The organism is Lentibacillus jeotgali, assembly GCF_000224785.1.
Lineage (GTDB): Bacteria > Bacillota > Bacilli > Bacillales > Amphibacillaceae > Lentibacillus > Lentibacillus jeotgali.
The window spans coordinates 291,415-306,105 of record NZ_AGAV01000005.1 but is presented as its reverse complement, the minus strand read 5'-3'; the positions used below and the strand labels follow the sequence as shown (position 1 = coordinate 306,105).

The following is a 14,691-nucleotide window of genomic DNA, read 5'->3' as shown; positions in this document are numbered from 1 at the left end:
AACCTCCCTATTTGATCTCTTTAAACAGTTCATAAGCTTTTGCTCTTGCTTCATTAAGTACCTCGTCACCTTTATCCGTAATCCGATAATACTTCCTGACCTTGCCATTAACATTCACGTCTTTTTTCTCGAGCAGTTCATCTTCCTGCATTCCATGAAGAATCGGATAAAGCGTTCCGGCACTGATTTCATAGCCGTGCTCGTGCAACTCTTCCAGCATCCATGACCCATATATCGGTTCTTCCTTGGCGTGATACAGGATGTGAATCTGTATAAAGCCGAGAAAAAGCTTTCGTAACACTTTATTATCCAATGACAGCCCCCTCTTCCATAATCGATATACAATATCGAATAACGATATCGAATTTCTATTTTGATTGTATACTATTCTAATAGTGAATACAACAGGTGAATTAACTTCTCATAATAAAGAGAGCATTTAAAAGACAGAACAGCTTTATAGATCCCTTTTCAGAAGGCACAATCTTTATTCTCGTTGAATACACTAGACACAAAACCAGAAGAAGGTGACAAATATGCCGAAACCATTGCCTGTAAAGATTGAGCCAGCTAGAATCAGCGGCAGGCCGGAATTAAACGTTATCTATCCCGTAGTATTCGGTATGCGACTCCAGGAAATGGAACAATTCATCAACCAGTCAATCGCCCATGAAACACAGCAGCTTATCAATATGCAAATCGATGAGATGCCTAGTTCCCTCATCGAAATGGATGGCTCATTTGAAATCAAAAACAACCAGCGGAACGTTCTCAGTTTGTCGCTGTCCAATTATGCCTATCATTACCAGGCTGCCCATGGCATGACCTATATCCGTTCGTTAACATTCGATCTCCAGAACCAAAAGCGGTGCAGTTTGAGTGACCTGTTTAAACCGGGGAGCAATTATATCGAACGGCTGAATGAGCTGGTTAATGAGCAGATTGAACAGCGCGATATACAGACTTTCGATGAACATGTTGGGATTCAGGCTGAACAGGATTTTTATATCGCTGATAAAGCGCTCGTCATTTATTTTCAATTGTACGACATAACGCCGTATGTGTTTGGGTTTCCGATGTTTCCGATATCCGTCTATGATATTGCGGATATAATCAATGAAGATGGACCGCTTGGCCGGATGGCGGTGAATGATTGACAGACCAACTTTACCCGCGATATTTGATTTAATTGCTGTCTAATCCATTCTAATGCTTTTTTGCAGCCTGTTCCGGAGAGGGATAATCATGGCCCTCGTTCAGCCCGGGCTTGTCCCCCGGGTGGATAAACGGCTGTTATTTGTAAAAATGTAAATTTGGGCTGTAGACATAACCTAAAAATTTTTCACTATTAAATACCGGACGAACCTCTTCATGTTATACTAATCTAAGTTTAACGATTTATCTGAACAGGAGAACGGACGAATGACACATTTTAAAATTGACAATAACTTTATAGATAGCGAGTTGCTTCCTGCGTTTTCCCTTACCGTCGAAGATTTGTATGCCGCAGCTATATACAGTGATACAGATATTCAGGCTGAAGTGGTGAGGGTCCTGCAAAACAATAGTAGGACTCCTGTTTTCGATTTGGAAGATGGCTTGTATCAGCGATTGACAGTAGAAGCCAATGTCGCCTTTTACCATAAATGGTTCGGCTGTCCAATACCGACGCCTGAGATTCTTGTGCTGTTTGAACTGCAAGGCTGTGCCAAAACCCCGCTGCATAAGTGCTCGGCCTCTGAATTCCGCCGGGTCCATTTTGCCAAATATTTTATGAGTGGCGTAAATCCAATGTTATTCCGTGAGCCCATTCATGGTGTAGATATCAGGACAATCAATACGTTTATCAATATGATGCAAAAACTCAAGGATCATCATATACCGGTTCTCGTCTTAGTTTCCAACATGGAGCACGCGCTGCTTCTTGGTGATGTCGCGTACAAACTCCAGGAAAAAGGCCTGGAACCAATTGAAGTCGATGACAGTGAAGACGAAACACCTGAAGTTGAAACTCCTGGCGCACCAACAACCGCAAAATTATTTAAGATTCCTGCAAAAGTGGATGACAAAATGATTTTGTTTGATCCCCCTGAAATTGATTACATAGAAAGTCAGGATGGAAAAGCCATGATTGTCATCAATGACGAGTCATACGCAATGGATTCGACCCTTGCGGAAATCGAAAAGCGATTGGAAGTTTATGGATTTTACCGCTGCCATCGGTCCTACATCGTGAACCTGCAAAAGGTGCGCGAAATCATCACATGGTCGAAAAACACCTACTCTCTCAGAATAGACAATAAATCGCAGTCGACCATCCCACTGTCACGGACCAAAATTCAGGATATCCAGGAAAAATTCAGCCTGAAATAGGTACATTTTTAGAAAACTTGGCTTATCGCCAAGCTTTTATGGCGAAAGCCTTAGTTGCCCTTATGCAGTAAGAAAGTATTTATACTTTCTTAACTGCCATTGAAAACCGCTCCGGCAAGCAGCTTTTGGCAAGTATTGTTCCACCGTTGATCCGGTACATTCCACCCTCCCGACGGTACATTCCGGTCAAATATGACTGCATCCATTTGTCAAAATGAGTACGATAAATGCAGAATCTGCGGGGAGGTTTTCAGTTGGAAAATACAATTGAGGTAAAGGGAATGCGAAAAGTTTTTGGCCAAAATCCAGCGATCAAGGATGCCAGTTTCAACGTAAAAAAGGGTGAGATTTTCGGACTGCTTGGACCAAGCGGATCTGGCAAAACAACTACTATTAAAATTCTCACCGGAGAGCTTGGACAGACAGCCGGCGAGGTGAACGTGCTTGGGATTGACTCGGAGCGGTTTGGAACGGCTGATTTCAAATCCAGAATCGGGATATTATCCGATAATAGTTCACTCTACGAACGGCTGAGTGTCTATGACAATTTAAAACTGTTCTGCAGGCTTTATGGTGCACCTCTGGATCATCTTGACGCGATACTCCGGGAAGTGAATATGGAAAGCGAGCGGAACAAAACCGTCTCAAAACTATCAAAAGGGATGAAGCAGCGCGTTTTGCTGGCAAAGGCGCTCATGCATAAACCTGATCTCGTCTTTCTGGATGAACCGACATCTGCTCTGGATCCGGGTAATATGGCACAGATCCACCGCGGGCTGCAAAAACTCAATGAAGCTGGAACAACGATTTTCTTAACAACCCATAATATGGAAGAAGCGACTGAACTGTGTGACCGTGTGGCGTTTCTGCATAATGGTGAGCTGCAGGAGCTGGACAGCCCGGCTGCGCTACGCTACAAATACTCCACCCATGCATTTCATGTCGAGACATTTGCCGGCGACCGGCTGGTCATTGACAATGAACCGGAAAATGCCGATCAAATCAAAGAGCTTATTGGAAACGGTCAGGTAAAAGCCATCCACACGGACAATCCAACGCTTGGCCAAATCTTTTTAAAAGTGACCGGGAAGGAGCTGGTATAATGAATGTTCAGCGTATAAGTGCCATTTTTGAAAAAGACATAAAAGACTTCATGAAAAATATGATGCTTTTGATGATGCCGCTGATTCCAATCGTATTATCACTCATGTACACCCGAATTGGCGGAGATGAAGAGCTTCCCATATTTCTCATTTATTTGGTAGTCGGCGTTACGTTTTCAGCGGTAACGTCAAGCTGTATGATGACAATGATGGCTGAAGAAAATGAAAAGAAAACACTGCGCGGACTGATTCTGTCACCAGCCTCCTTTCTGGATATCATGGTCGGAAAAAGCCTGGTAACCGGGCTCATAACCCTAATATCACTTGCAGTGTCGCTGGTTATCATAGGGATTGAGCCGTTCTTTAGCATCAGGGCTATCCTTGGACTCGTTTTGATGTTCTTGTTCTTTCTGTTCCTTGGCATCGGTATCGGTCTGTTTTCAAATTCGATTGCTGCAACATCTGCTTACCTGATGCCAGTCATGTTTCTTTTTGGTTTCACACCAATGATTCGATTGCTCGGGTTAGCTGAAGACAGTATAGCCATTACAATTGCTGACACATTTCCGATTATGCAGGCAATCGAAATGCACGATTCAGCCTCCTGGCTCCCGCTCGGCATTATCACAATTTGGGTTCTTGCAGCAGCAATTTTTATGTACGTTTGTTTTAAAAAGACCATGACCGACGACTAATTTCATTGTTGCCGCATTTCTAATAGGGATGCGGCTTTTTTATGTCCTGATTCAACCCGTGTGATGAGTTTATCGGGACTGAAGTTTCTACTCTCGACTGAAGTTTATCGGCTCTCGCCCCTTCTCCTTTTCTCTTTGTCAACCCTTTAATAGTAGTATTTTTCAAACAAAATATCACAATTTCTTGACCAATTTTCAACGAATGATTGACAAGCTAAAAAAATGGGAAACCTTCTGTTACAATTGTTCATAGGTTTGCACTAGCTTCATAGTAAAAACATATCACTTACGAATAGCAGAGGTGTTGCTTCATGAGACATACACGGAAGCATCTGAGCAAATGGCTTGTCTTTATACTCATTGGACTTATATTGCTGCTCACCGGATGCAGTGAACTGACCGTCATGGATCCTAAAGGACCGGTCGGGGAGCAGCAAAAAGATCTGATCGTTTACTCACTTTACTTTATGCTGGGCATCATCGTAGTCGTTTTTGTCCTATTTGCCTTTATGGTAATCAAATACCGTGACAAACCAGGCCGGGACCCGAAAGATTACAAACCCAACATGCATGGAAATAAAACCATTGAGACAATTTGGACCATCATTCCGGTCATTATTGTTATATGTCTTTCCATCCCGACGGTCAACACACTATTTGACCTGGAAAAACCGCCGGAATCATCTGCTGAACAAGAGCCGCTTGTGATTTATGCGACGGCAGCTGACTGGAAATGGTTTTTCAGCTATCCGGAACAGGGAATTGAAACGGTGGACTACCTGCATATTCCAACTGACCGTGCAGTAGAATTCCGTCTGTCATCGGCGGATTCGATGTCGGCCCTCTGGATCCCTGCACTTGGGGGGCAAAAATACAATATGGCCGGCATGCAGACAACGCTCTACCTGCAAGCAGATGAAACCGGCGTATACGAGGGGCGCAATTCGAACTTTAACGGGGAAGGTTTTGCGGCACAAACCTTCGAGGTTTATGCTGAATCCAGCAGTGAGTTCAACAATTGGGTAGAACAAACCCAAAATACTGCGCCTAAGCTGACACAGAGTAAATATGACAGTTTATTGAAACCAGGCATTTTAAACAGCACTAAGGAGTTTTCATCCACACATCTGCAATGGGTCAACCATGGCACCAGCAATGGTATGGATTACGCCATCAACCGCTTCTGGGATGATTACGGCGATAAACTCCATCTCAAAAATGGCAAGAACCATAGTCACGATTGAATGAGGAAAGAGGGTGGACAATATGCAGCTAGATGAATTTTTTGTAACCGGGGAACCACTCATATACGCAGGCATGGTTGCCATTGTACTCGTAACAAGTGCCATCATTTTCCTGCTCACTTACTTTAAAAAGTGGACATGGCTGTGGCGTGAATGGTTGACAACTGTTGATCATAAAAAAATTGGTATTATGTATATTCTGAGTGCATTGGCGATGCTGTTCCGCGGGGGTGCCGACGCATTGATGATGCGGACACAGCTTGCCTTTCCGGATATGAACTTTCTTAACGCACAACACTATAATGAAATTTTTACAACACACGGAACCGTCATGATTATTTTTATGGCGATGCCGTTTCTAATAGGCCTTATGAACATCGTTGTTCCACAGCAGATCGGGGCACGCGACTTTGCGTTTCCATTCGTAAATGCCTTAAGTTTTTGGGCGTTCTTTTTCGGGGCGATGTTATTTAACATCTCGTTCGTCATCGGGGGCTCTCCCGATGCAGGATGGACGAGCTACACACCGCTTGCCGGCGCCGCGATGAGTCCAGGGCCCGGACAAAACTTTTACCTGATGGGTCTCCAGTTATCCGGGATTGGAACCCTGGCAACAGGGGTCAACTTAATGGTCACGATCTTGAAAATGCGTGCTCCAGGCATGACATTGTTTAAAATGCCGATTTTCACCTGGTCCTCGCTAATTACCATGTTCATCATCGTGTTTGCCTTTCCGATACTGACTGTTGCACTGGCATTGTTGACGATCGACCGGATATTTGGATCACAGTTCTTCACATTAACCGGTGAGGGGCTTCCGATGATGTGGGCAAACCTATTCTGGATGTGGGGACATCCTGAAGTGTACATCGTTATCCTTCCGGCATTCGGGATTTTTTCCGAAATCATCGCGACATTCGCGCGGAAGCAACTATTCGGCTACAGTGTCATGGTCTGGTCAATCATTTTAATTGCCGGGCTGAGCTTTCTTGTCTGGGTGCACCACTTCTTTACGATGGGTGCTGGAGCGTTCGTCAACTCCGTCTTTTCGGTTTCGACAATGGCGATCGCTATTCCAACAGGTGTGAAAATATTTAACTGGCTGGCAACACTTTATAAGTCGAAAATACAGATTACCGTACCGATGATGTGGTCACTGGCGTTTATTCCAAGTTTTGTAATTGGCGGTGTCACAGGTGTCATGCTGGGCATGGCCGCAGCCGATTATCAATTCCATAACTCATACTTCCTGATTGCGCACTTCCACTATGTGCTGATTGCAGGAACCGTATTTGCCTCATTTGCAGGTCTAATATTCTGGTATCCAAAAATGTTTGGTCACAGAATGAATGAGCGGATTGGAAAAATCGCTTTCTGGTTTTTCGTTATCGGTTTTCACGTCTGTTTCTTTCCGCAATACTTCCTGGGACTGGACGGCATGCCACGCCGGGTATTCCATATCGTTCCTGAATGGTTTAACCTGAACGTCATTTCAACTGTCGGCGCATTTGGCATGGGAATTGGCTTCGCTGTGTTTGTTTACAACATTTATTACAGCTACCGGTACAGCGAACGTGAAACAACCGGTGATCCATGGAATGCCAGGACGCTTGAGTGGGCAACACCGATTCCTGTTCCTGAGTACAATTTTGCCGTCGTGCCACATGTTGATTCACTTGATGCCTTCTGGGCCATGAAAGAGCGCGGTGAATCACCATATGATGAATCCAAGGTCGAACCGATTCACATGCCGAATAATACCAGCCAACCATTCATCATGATGGGAATATTCACGCTAGCCAGCTTCTTCCTTGTCTTTGAGTGGATATGGCTTGCACTAGCTGGTCTGATTGGCGGCATAGTTATGATGATCATCCGTTCATTTGATTATGACGAGGGTTATCATATCAGCTCGGAGGAAATCATAGAGACTGAACGCTCAGCAAGGGGGTTATAGCATGAGTACAGAAGAATCAAACGCTAAACCGCTCGAATACCAGACAGAGCAAGGTGAAATGAGCATTATCGGCTTCTGGGTCTTTCTGGCAGCAGAAATCGCATTATTTGGCACACTGTTTGCCACATATGCTGTCTTGTTCGGTCGTACAGCAGATGCACCGGCTCCCGCTGAACTGTTCGAACCGGGCACTGTGCTAATCATGACCTTTATCCTACTGACAAGCAGTTTTACATGCGGGATTGCCATTCATGAGATGCGCCGCGGCTCGGTAAAAGGTGTCATGACCTGGCTGATTATCACGCTCGCCCTCGGCCTAAGCTTTATCAGCCTGGAGATCTATGAGTTTATACATTACGCGCATGAAGGTGCAACTCTTCAATCGAGTGCATTCTGGTCAGCCTTCTTTGTGCTGGCGGGGACACATGGCGTACACGTGTCACTCGGTATCGGCTGGGCAATCCTGCTTTTGATTCAGACAGCGCAGCGGGGAATCACGCCCATCACAAGCAGGAAAATCTTTATCTTTGGTTTGTACTGGCACTTTTTAGACGTCGTCTGGATCTTTATTTTCACAGGCGTCTATCTGATTGGGATGGTGTTATAATATGGCAAATCAATCCAAAAAAATTCCGTATCAACACATTATAGGCTTTATTCTGTCGATTACTTTGACATTGCTGGCGGCATGGACGGCCATCCGTTCCAACCTGCCGGTCATGTGGATTATAATCGCAATCCTCGCCATGGCCGTTATTCAGGCGGCTATCCAGTTGTTTATGTTCATGCATATCACTGAACGAGGAGCTGGAAACGCCCCATGGAACATGATGTTCCACGGAGCTGTAGTCGCTGTAATTCTGGTCGCCGGTTCGCTGTTCACCATGTCATTCGGGTTTAGCCATGATCATGGCGGAGGCAGTCACGGACAGCACCAGCAGGAACAGCATGAACAGCAGCACGATAATTAAAGCCATTAAAAAACCTCTTTCCCACTATGGAAAGAGGTTTTTTGCTAAAATTTACGTTCAAATCAGTTGAAAATTTCTTTTTTCAAGTAGCTTTTTCTATACTTATCCGCGATTTTTACTGCATCAATTATAAGCATTATCCATGCCACTTCAGCTAAAATCAGACTTCCATAGAACATTAGCCAGGTAATCGAAAAGATAGCTGGTACTGCAACAAACATGACTTGTATAAAATAAACCCACATACCTAAAATAAGCACTGACTGCACACCCGCAAAAATTTTCTTTTCCAAACGAAAGAAAATAAATGGTGTGACCGTTGACAGCAACATAAACATTAAGGTAATACCCATTTCAATCATCTCCAATTAAAATGTAAACGGATTCTTACTTATATTGTAACAAATTCTCCTCATTTTTGTCACACATAGTTCACATTTTTGCTAAAAAAATTTTGACATCGGATTTATGCCACTATTTTCTTTGGATGTTCAATGTTATGACAGCCAACCACTCAACATGAAGTTCAGTTTTTATCACTAAAAAATATAAGCTCTGCATGGATTTCTTCGCCGATTTCAAGTATTGCAAATGAATAATATGGAAGTGTTCGTTTGTCTGTCGGTGAGCCCGGATTGATCAGCAGCTGTTTTTTGAAATACTGGATCATGGGAATGTGCGAATGGCCAAAAATGATGACATCCGGCTGATCATCGCTGAACGCTTCGATGGCCCGCTTTTCGGTCGACTTTTTATCACCGTGTCCATGGACTACACCAATTGTGAAGCCTTGCACGTTTAGGACTTCCTTCGCCGGCAATAGCTTCCGTATCTCCTCCCCGTCAATATTTCCATAGACGCCTGCCACCTTTCCATATTGGCCAAGATCCTTATAGACGCTTTCCGTCTTCCAATCCCCGGCATGAACGACTAAATCAGCCGCTTGAAGTTCGTCAGTGAGCCTGGATGGCAGCTTTCCTTCTTTTAAATGCGTGTCCGCTATTACAACGATTTTCATGTATAGAATCCCCTTTATTAAGCATGTTTATGCTAACTTTTTAAACATAAACCATCCACTGGACATAAACCTGAACCATTACGTACAGGACAACCGCATACTTATAATTGAATTTGAGGCCGTTTTTTAATGGACTCAATCCGTTCGTGCCGCTCAGTACAATGACTGGCATGATCAGCGGTGACAGAAGAATCGAAATGGCACTTCCGGATGTTACCGCCAAAACAATAAGTTCAGGCGGATAAGGCAATGAAATACTTTCAAAAATACCGGCCACGAGAACCATTACCGTAAGCGGCCCAAGCCCCATAAAGCCAAGCACAATAACAATCAGTGGCAGAAAGTATAATATGTTGATGAATGGTACAATATCCTGAAGCGAATAAATGCCCTCGACAATCACTGTTCCAATCCCCGTCTGATTTAAGCTGAATATCATGACACCCGCCGATGTCAGCACACTGAATTGATAAGCCCGTGATGACAGCCCATTCAGATAGTATTCTTGCATTTCCGAAAGCAGCCTTTTGGGTCGTTTCTTGACCAGAAAATAAATGCCGGACCAGATGATTATGACAATTGGGATCAGTATCATCAGTTTAACATTAAGCACTTCATACACCAGAAAAATCGTCCCGAACAATGTGATGAACAGAAAACCAAATTCCAGCGTCTTACGCTTCTGTTGCTTCTTGTTTGATGACTTCTCAAGCACTGTATCGATTTCCGTTTTGATTTCAGCTGTCAGATCAATACTGTAACGTTTTTCTTCAAAATAAGAAAAAATAATTGCCACAACCATCGCTGCTACTGTCACTATAAAGCCTTGTAAAATCGTGGCAGAAAGTGAGGCATTCAATGCCTCCACTGCAAACGCAAAGCTCGGTATGCTGATCACCCATAAGGTCGAGAGTGCAAACGCACGCAACAATGCCGTTCCTTTATATTTTTCCCATTCCTCTCCCTGTTGATTTTTTAATATATCATTAACAAAGTGATACATCATTGGAATGGCACCAAACAGCAAGAAATATGAAATGATATGTGTAAAGAACATGACACCGGTATAAAATTTGCGACTCGTATCAAGAAAATTATGTGCAAAACCAATGATTTCCTCAATATATGGTTCAGACCGCAATACCCAGCTGATCATTGGGACAACAGCCAAAAGGCCAATAATATTACTCATTTGCAGCAGACCGCTTTGCATATTTTCAAAAAAAGATCCGTCTGCAAACAGCAGCATAACCGCTAATCCGGTCAAGAAAAGAAACAGCGGAAGTTTGAAACGATGTATTTTTAATTGGATCACTGCCAACAGCAGCATGAATAAACCAAGAATTGCATGTAATCCCATTAATAGTTCAATTTCCAGAAAATATGTAATGAAATACAGCAGGGCATAAAGAAAGATGACAAACCTTAGTGCCTTTGTGGTGACACTCATTATGATGTTCCTCTCAAAATATTAGTCTATTACTCATTTTAAGCATAGACGAGGATAAAAGACAATAGAACAACACATGATGGATCGAACAGAATCGCTGATTGATGACGCCCGCTCAGGCCCCCTACAGCGTTTATTTTTCCACCTACAGGGGAATTGCTAAGGAGTAATGAACAAGGAGAATCATTATGTCTTCAACTCAGGTTATTTTATTGCTGTTAATCGGCTATCTCATGTTTACATTTGACAAAAAACAAGGTTATTTGCCGGTTCCTGTTTTGCTTGTGGTGCTTGGAATCGGTCTGTCATTTATCCCCTACTTTTCGTCCATTAATGTAACAGCCAAAATGATTTATCATGCCTTTCTGCCGGCGATCCTTTTCACATCCGCTTACAGCTTTTCATCGGACAATTTCAGGAAAAACGCTGGCATCATCACTTTCCTGGCTACGATTGGGATTATGGTGACTGTCGTTATCCTTGGCTCGGTGATTTTTACTGTGAGTGGTCCGTTTGTATCAATATCGTTTATCGGAGCGCTGACCATTGCCTCAATTTTGACGCCAACCGATCCTGTGTCAGTTGTGTCGATACTTGAGGAATCCGCCGACAGCAAAAAAATCTCCAGCGTTGTCGAAGGTGAATCGCTGATCAATGACGGGACAAGTATTGTGATTTTTTCATTTCTTGCCGGTATGCTGACCCAAAGCAAGTCCTTCACTGTCATGAATTTTATAACTGATTTCCTGGTCGTTTCTTTTGGCGGTGCAGCACTTGGGGTCGCTTTTGGCTGGTTAATGAGCAAAGCGGTCCATTACACGCATCATAGAGAGTACCAGGTCATGCTGAGTATCGTGATTGCTTACGGTTCGTTCAATCTGGCTGAGCTTATTGGCGTATCGGGCGTATTGGCGACTGTTTTTGCCGGTATTATGCTTTCCTTTGAATACGGCCGAAGCGTTCGGGAAGAACATTTTAAAGATACATTGAATGGCTTCTGGAGCATAGCTGAACTTTCTTTATTGTCGCTGCTGTTTTTATTAATCGGAATTGAAGCAGCCAAATTTTTGCAATTTAATGCTTGGGTCTTCGCGTTCGTTATTTTCATTCTTTCATTAGCTGTACGCTTTGCCATCATTATGGGAACGACACAGGTTTTCAAAGAGTGGCGCCAACGGATAAACTGGCGCGAATCAGGGCTGATTTCGTGGTCCGGCTTAAAAGGCTCAATGTCCTTTTACCTGATTCTGGAACTGCAAGCCAAAAGTTCCGGCGACCACAACATGATCATATCGTTATCATTCGCAGCTGTGCTGATTTCACTTGTAATTCAGAGCCTCGGCGTTTCCCCGCTTTCTAAGTGGCTTGCTAAATGACTGCAGCGCCCTGATTGTGAATCAGGTGGGAGGCAAAGGATGGTAGATGGGTGTCTTACATTATTTGGTATTAAGCGCTACAGATGACGTCGGAATCGCTATAGTCAAAAGGAAACTTCATTATAGCCAGTTAGAGCGGAAGACATAACTTTACTAGTCCGTCCTTCCCCCGCCTTCTGCTCATACAGAAAACTGCGGCACCAATCACAGCTAATATCAACAGAACTGGAGAACTTCCACTGCTGATTCCACGTGTTTAAATCTTCCTCGCTTGAGTTAGCTATATTATTTTCATCAATGAAGTTGAGCTTTTAACAACATAACCGCCCCGATCTGACACTTCAGACTGAATTGAATGAAGCAAACAAAACAAGGCAACAATAAAGTGAAACTTCAATCCAGAAGCGGAGTCTTACTGCCATGAAAAGCTGTTTTCACCTTAAATTCATGGATGAATGCCAGTTAATGCAGGATAAACACGGAATTTAAATGGAGGTGCATTAAATTGAGTAAAGATTATCGTGAGTACAGAACAGGACAGGGCGTACCTGCAGAAGGAACATACATCTGTCAATCAGGTGCAAAGGCGAAGCTGAGTGAAAAGGATGATTTCCCTGTTTGCCCTGTCAGCAACAAGGAAACGTATTGGAAACATGATGATGAGTAGTGGGCTCGTTCTTAACAAAATGCTAAAGTTCACAATGAATTTGATGAAGTTTAGTGCGGAAATGATAAAGTTCACATTGGTTTCGCTAAAGTTCTCAATAAATCCGCTAAAGATTATGTCAACTACATGCAATTACAGCACATTAAAATAGATAAGATCATCATGATCGTTAGCGAATTCTTGACCATCCGGTGAGGACTGGAATGTCAGCTGCGGGTCGCCTTCGATTAATACTCCTTCTACTATTATAATCGTATCAATATTCAAAAAGGGGACACCCTGAAAAAATATTTTTTACCATGCCTCCAAAACGGGATTTGTTACGATTACAGGTATAAAGAGAAGCTAAACGCTGCACGTCGAAAATTACATCGTCAGCCTAACCAGGGATAAATCAATTGTGAACGATCGAAACAAGTGATACATTTTCCATAAGGGTCAATGAAGGAGGTATGACGATCATGAAACATTGGCTAAACGAATCGAATCATGCGGTTGTTTTCACCGGTGCAGGCATGTCGACGGAAAGCGGTCTACCCGATTTTCGCTCAGCCAACCAGGGATTGTGGAACCAAAAAGATCCAAGCAAGATTGCCAGCACTGAGGCTTTAAACAATAATGTAGATGAATTTATCGAGTTTTACCGGACGCGAGTACTTAATGTAAAGGATTATAAACCGCATAAAGGACACCATATTTTAGCAGATTGGGAAAACCAAGGGCTCATCCAGTCGATCATTACGCAAAATGTCGATGGTTTTCATCAGGAGGCTGGCAGTCAAAATGTTGCCGAACTTCATGGTACATTGACAAAATTACACTGCCAATCGTGCGGGGACGAATATAGGAGCGAAGAATATGTGGATCAGGAATACTACTGCGCATGCGGCGGTATTTTACGGCCTTCCATCACACTGTTCGGAGAAATGCTGCCACAGGATGCTTTCCAATTGGCACTTGCCGAGTCCGAGAAAGCCGACCTGTTTATTGTATTGGGGTCTTCATTAAGTGTCACACCGGCCAATCAATTCCCGCTGATTGCCAAGGAAAATGGCGCCAGGCTGGTAATTGTCAACCGAGATCCGACTGAATCTGACAAATTTGCTGATGAGGTCATCCATTCAAGAGAAATCGGTGGCGTACTGGAGGAGTGGGACACCTGAAATGAAGCTTTTATCAGTGGGGGGCTTTCCCCCGATGATAAGTTATGTCGTATTATGTAATATTATGACTTTCTTTGTAGAAACTGTTGCGTTTCATATCAGCAATGGGCATAATAGTTTTTGTGCGCGTTTTAAGTCAAAGGTCCCGATAATTTTACATTTTTTGAAAGGTGGAAATAGTAGGATGGAAGCTTTTGAAGCAAAACAATCGGGGTTGGAAATGGCAATACTTATCAAAAAAAGAGAAATGATTGAAACGGGATTGACATATGGATTAACAGATCAAAAGACAATAAAGTGCAGTCAACAACTTGACAAACTTTTAAACATGTATAAAAGCACCGGAGATTTTAAGCTTACCGGGTGATAATTGAATCAGACATACTGAAGCCGGGACTTGATTGTATCAAGATCACTTATAAATTGCTCAACTTCGTTACGATTTAAACGGACAAGTACTTGATCATATAATGTCAGGACTTGTCCATCTTTTTCTCGTCTACTTTTAGTCAAATAATCGAGAAGCGCGTTCAGCTGGTTTTCGTTAAGGATCGTTTCGGTAGATAAATGCTTCACCTTTTGCAATATAAATGCTTCAGCTTTCGGGTCAAACTCACCACTTAAAATCTGTCCATTTAACGCCATGATTTCACTCCTCTGTCACTCATAATCGT

General features: G+C 43.2%; 18 protein-coding genes. 12 read left to right on the top strand and 6 right to left on the bottom strand.

The genetic code is table 11. The features are described from left to right. Nucleotides 1–7: 7 nt before the first annotated feature. Nucleotides 8–313 (bottom strand): PadR family transcriptional regulator, encoded by a 306-nt coding sequence (locus ON01_RS04290; RefSeq protein ID WP_010529766.1) that lies wholly within the window; start codon nucleotides 311–313, stop codon nucleotides 8–10. 223 nt (nucleotides 314–536) lie between these two features. Between ON01_RS04290 and ON01_RS04285 the strand changes: the two genes are divergently transcribed. The 8 genes from ON01_RS04285 (at nucleotide 537) to qoxD (ending at nucleotide 8,343) form a co-directional block, all read left to right on the top strand. Next, entirely contained in the window at nucleotides 537–1,157 is a 621-nt protein-coding gene (locus ON01_RS04285; RefSeq protein ID WP_010529765.1) for a DUF3298 and DUF4163 domain-containing protein, read from the top strand. A gap of 265 nt (nucleotides 1,158–1,422) precedes the next feature. Then, the gene (locus ON01_RS04280) at nucleotides 1,423–2,373 is read left to right on the top strand and encodes a response regulator transcription factor (RefSeq protein ID WP_010529764.1); all 951 of its coding nucleotides are present in this window, start codon (nucleotides 1,423–1,425) and stop codon (nucleotides 2,371–2,373) included. A gap of 254 nt (nucleotides 2,374–2,627) precedes the next feature. Continuing rightward, entirely contained in the window at nucleotides 2,628–3,476 is an 849-nt protein-coding gene (locus tag ON01_RS04275; protein WP_010529763.1) for an ABC transporter ATP-binding protein, read from the top strand. After that, the gene (locus ON01_RS04270; RefSeq protein WP_010529762.1) at nucleotides 3,476–4,171 is read left to right on the top strand and encodes an ABC transporter permease; all 696 of its coding nucleotides are present in this window, start codon (nucleotides 3,476–3,478) and stop codon (nucleotides 4,169–4,171) included. Before ON01_RS04275 ends, ON01_RS04270 begins: the two co-directional genes overlap by 1 nt. A 311-nt stretch (nucleotides 4,172–4,482) precedes the next feature. Continuing rightward, nucleotides 4,483–5,415, top strand: coding sequence for a cytochrome aa3 quinol oxidase subunit II (gene qoxA / locus ON01_RS04265; RefSeq protein ID WP_010529761.1), 933 nt, complete (start codon nucleotides 4,483–4,485; stop codon nucleotides 5,413–5,415). 22 nt (nucleotides 5,416–5,437) lie between these two features. Further along, nucleotides 5,438–7,372 (top strand): cytochrome aa3 quinol oxidase subunit I, encoded by a 1,935-nt coding sequence (qoxB, locus tag ON01_RS04260; protein ID WP_010529760.1) that lies wholly within the window; start codon nucleotides 5,438–5,440, stop codon nucleotides 7,370–7,372. Between the two features lies 1 nt (nucleotide 7,373). Next, nucleotides 7,374–7,979, top strand: coding sequence for a cytochrome aa3 quinol oxidase subunit III (gene qoxC, locus ON01_RS04255; protein ID WP_010529759.1), 606 nt, complete (start codon nucleotides 7,374–7,376; stop codon nucleotides 7,977–7,979). 1 nt (nucleotide 7,980) lies between these two features. Next, on the top strand, nucleotides 7,981–8,343 hold the full coding sequence (qoxD, locus tag ON01_RS04250; RefSeq protein WP_010529758.1) for a cytochrome aa3 quinol oxidase subunit IV: 363 nt from the start codon (nucleotides 7,981–7,983) through the stop codon (nucleotides 8,341–8,343). A 62-nt stretch (nucleotides 8,344–8,405) separates the two neighbouring features. Here the strand turns inward: qoxD and ON01_RS04245 are convergent, their stop codons facing one another. From ON01_RS04245 to ON01_RS04235, 3 genes are all read right to left on the bottom strand, one after another. Further along, nucleotides 8,406–8,696 (bottom strand): hypothetical protein, encoded by a 291-nt coding sequence (locus ON01_RS04245; RefSeq protein ID WP_010529757.1) that lies wholly within the window; start codon nucleotides 8,694–8,696, stop codon nucleotides 8,406–8,408. Between the two features lie 173 nt (nucleotides 8,697–8,869). After that, nucleotides 8,870–9,361 (bottom strand): metallophosphoesterase family protein, encoded by a 492-nt coding sequence (locus tag ON01_RS04240; RefSeq protein ID WP_010529756.1) that lies wholly within the window; start codon nucleotides 9,359–9,361, stop codon nucleotides 8,870–8,872. Nucleotides 9,362–9,401: 40 nt separating this feature from the next. Then, on the bottom strand, nucleotides 9,402–10,811 hold the full coding sequence (locus tag ON01_RS04235) for a hypothetical protein (RefSeq protein ID WP_010529755.1): 1,410 nt from the start codon (nucleotides 10,809–10,811) through the stop codon (nucleotides 9,402–9,404). A gap of 188 nt (nucleotides 10,812–10,999) precedes the next feature. On the opposite strand from ON01_RS04235, the gene ON01_RS04230 reads away from it, so the two are divergent. After that, nucleotides 11,000–12,187 carry a cation:proton antiporter gene (locus ON01_RS04230; protein ID WP_010529754.1) on the top strand — a complete coding sequence of 396 codons (1,188 nt, stop codon included), beginning with the start codon at nucleotides 11,000–11,002 and terminating at the stop codon, nucleotides 12,185–12,187. A gap of 505 nt (nucleotides 12,188–12,692) precedes the next feature. Continuing rightward, the gene (locus ON01_RS19450) at nucleotides 12,693–12,854 is read left to right on the top strand and encodes a hypothetical protein (RefSeq protein ID WP_175284926.1); all 162 of its coding nucleotides are present in this window, start codon (nucleotides 12,693–12,695) and stop codon (nucleotides 12,852–12,854) included. A 132-nt stretch (nucleotides 12,855–12,986) separates the two neighbouring features. Here ON01_RS19450 and ON01_RS20025 read toward each other — a convergent pair whose 3' ends face one another. After that, nucleotides 12,987–13,121 carry a hypothetical protein gene (locus tag ON01_RS20025; RefSeq protein WP_280990976.1) on the bottom strand — a complete coding sequence of 45 codons (135 nt, stop codon included), beginning with the start codon at nucleotides 13,119–13,121 and terminating at the stop codon, nucleotides 12,987–12,989. Between the two features lie 194 nt (nucleotides 13,122–13,315). On the opposite strand from ON01_RS20025, the gene ON01_RS04225 reads away from it, so the two are divergent. Next, nucleotides 13,316–14,017: an NAD-dependent protein deacylase gene (locus ON01_RS04225; protein WP_010529753.1), complete on the top strand. Its 702-nt coding sequence runs from the start codon at nucleotides 13,316–13,318 to the stop codon at nucleotides 14,015–14,017. Nucleotides 14,018–14,051: 34 nt separating this feature from the next. Next, complete coding sequence (locus ON01_RS19840; RefSeq protein ID WP_245544974.1) at nucleotides 14,052–14,384, top strand: aspartyl-phosphate phosphatase Spo0E family protein; 333 nt, start codon at nucleotides 14,052–14,054, stop codon at nucleotides 14,382–14,384. Between the two features lie 8 nt (nucleotides 14,385–14,392). Here ON01_RS19840 and ON01_RS04215 read toward each other — a convergent pair whose 3' ends face one another. Then, nucleotides 14,393–14,662, bottom strand: a complete 270-nt coding sequence (locus ON01_RS04215; RefSeq protein ID WP_010529751.1) for a hypothetical protein — start codon at nucleotides 14,660–14,662, stop codon at nucleotides 14,393–14,395. Nucleotides 14,663–14,691 lie beyond the last annotated feature (29 nt).

Bases quoted from the DNA above. Each gene is read 5' to 3' on its own strand.
- ON01_RS04285 (WP_010529765.1), top strand. From the start codon at position 537: ATGCCGAAACCATTGCCTGTAAAGATTGAGCCAGCTAGAATCAGCGGC.
- ON01_RS04280 (WP_010529764.1), top strand. From the start codon at position 1,423: ATGACACATTTTAAAATTGACAATAACTTTATAGATAGCGAGTTGCTT.
- ON01_RS04270 (WP_010529762.1), top strand. From the start codon at position 3,476: ATGAATGTTCAGCGTATAAGTGCCATTTTTGAAAAAGACATAAAAGAC.
- qoxA (WP_010529761.1), top strand. From the start codon at position 4,483: ATGAGACATACACGGAAGCATCTGAGCAAATGGCTTGTCTTTATACTC.
- qoxB (WP_010529760.1), top strand. From the start codon at position 5,438: ATGCAGCTAGATGAATTTTTTGTAACCGGGGAACCACTCATATACGCA.
- qoxC (WP_010529759.1), top strand. From the start codon at position 7,374: ATGAGTACAGAAGAATCAAACGCTAAACCGCTCGAATACCAGACAGAG.
- qoxD (WP_010529758.1), top strand. From the start codon at position 7,981: ATGGCAAATCAATCCAAAAAAATTCCGTATCAACACATTATAGGCTTT.
- ON01_RS04245 (WP_010529757.1), bottom strand. From the start codon at position 8,696: ATGGGTATTACCTTAATGTTTATGTTGCTGTCAACGGTCACACCATTT.
- ON01_RS04240 (WP_010529756.1), bottom strand. From the start codon at position 9,361: ATGAAAATCGTTGTAATAGCGGACACGCATTTAAAAGAAGGAAAGCTG.
- ON01_RS04235 (WP_010529755.1), bottom strand. From the start codon at position 10,811: ATGAGTGTCACCACAAAGGCACTAAGGTTTGTCATCTTTCTTTATGCC.
- ON01_RS04230 (WP_010529754.1), top strand. From the start codon at position 11,000: ATGTCTTCAACTCAGGTTATTTTATTGCTGTTAATCGGCTATCTCATG.
- ON01_RS04225 (WP_010529753.1), top strand. From the start codon at position 13,316: ATGAAACATTGGCTAAACGAATCGAATCATGCGGTTGTTTTCACCGGT.
- ON01_RS19840 (WP_245544974.1), top strand. From the start codon at position 14,052: ATGATAAGTTATGTCGTATTATGTAATATTATGACTTTCTTTGTAGAA.
- ON01_RS04215 (WP_010529751.1), bottom strand. From the start codon at position 14,662: ATGGCGTTAAATGGACAGATTTTAAGTGGTGAGTTTGACCCGAAAGCT.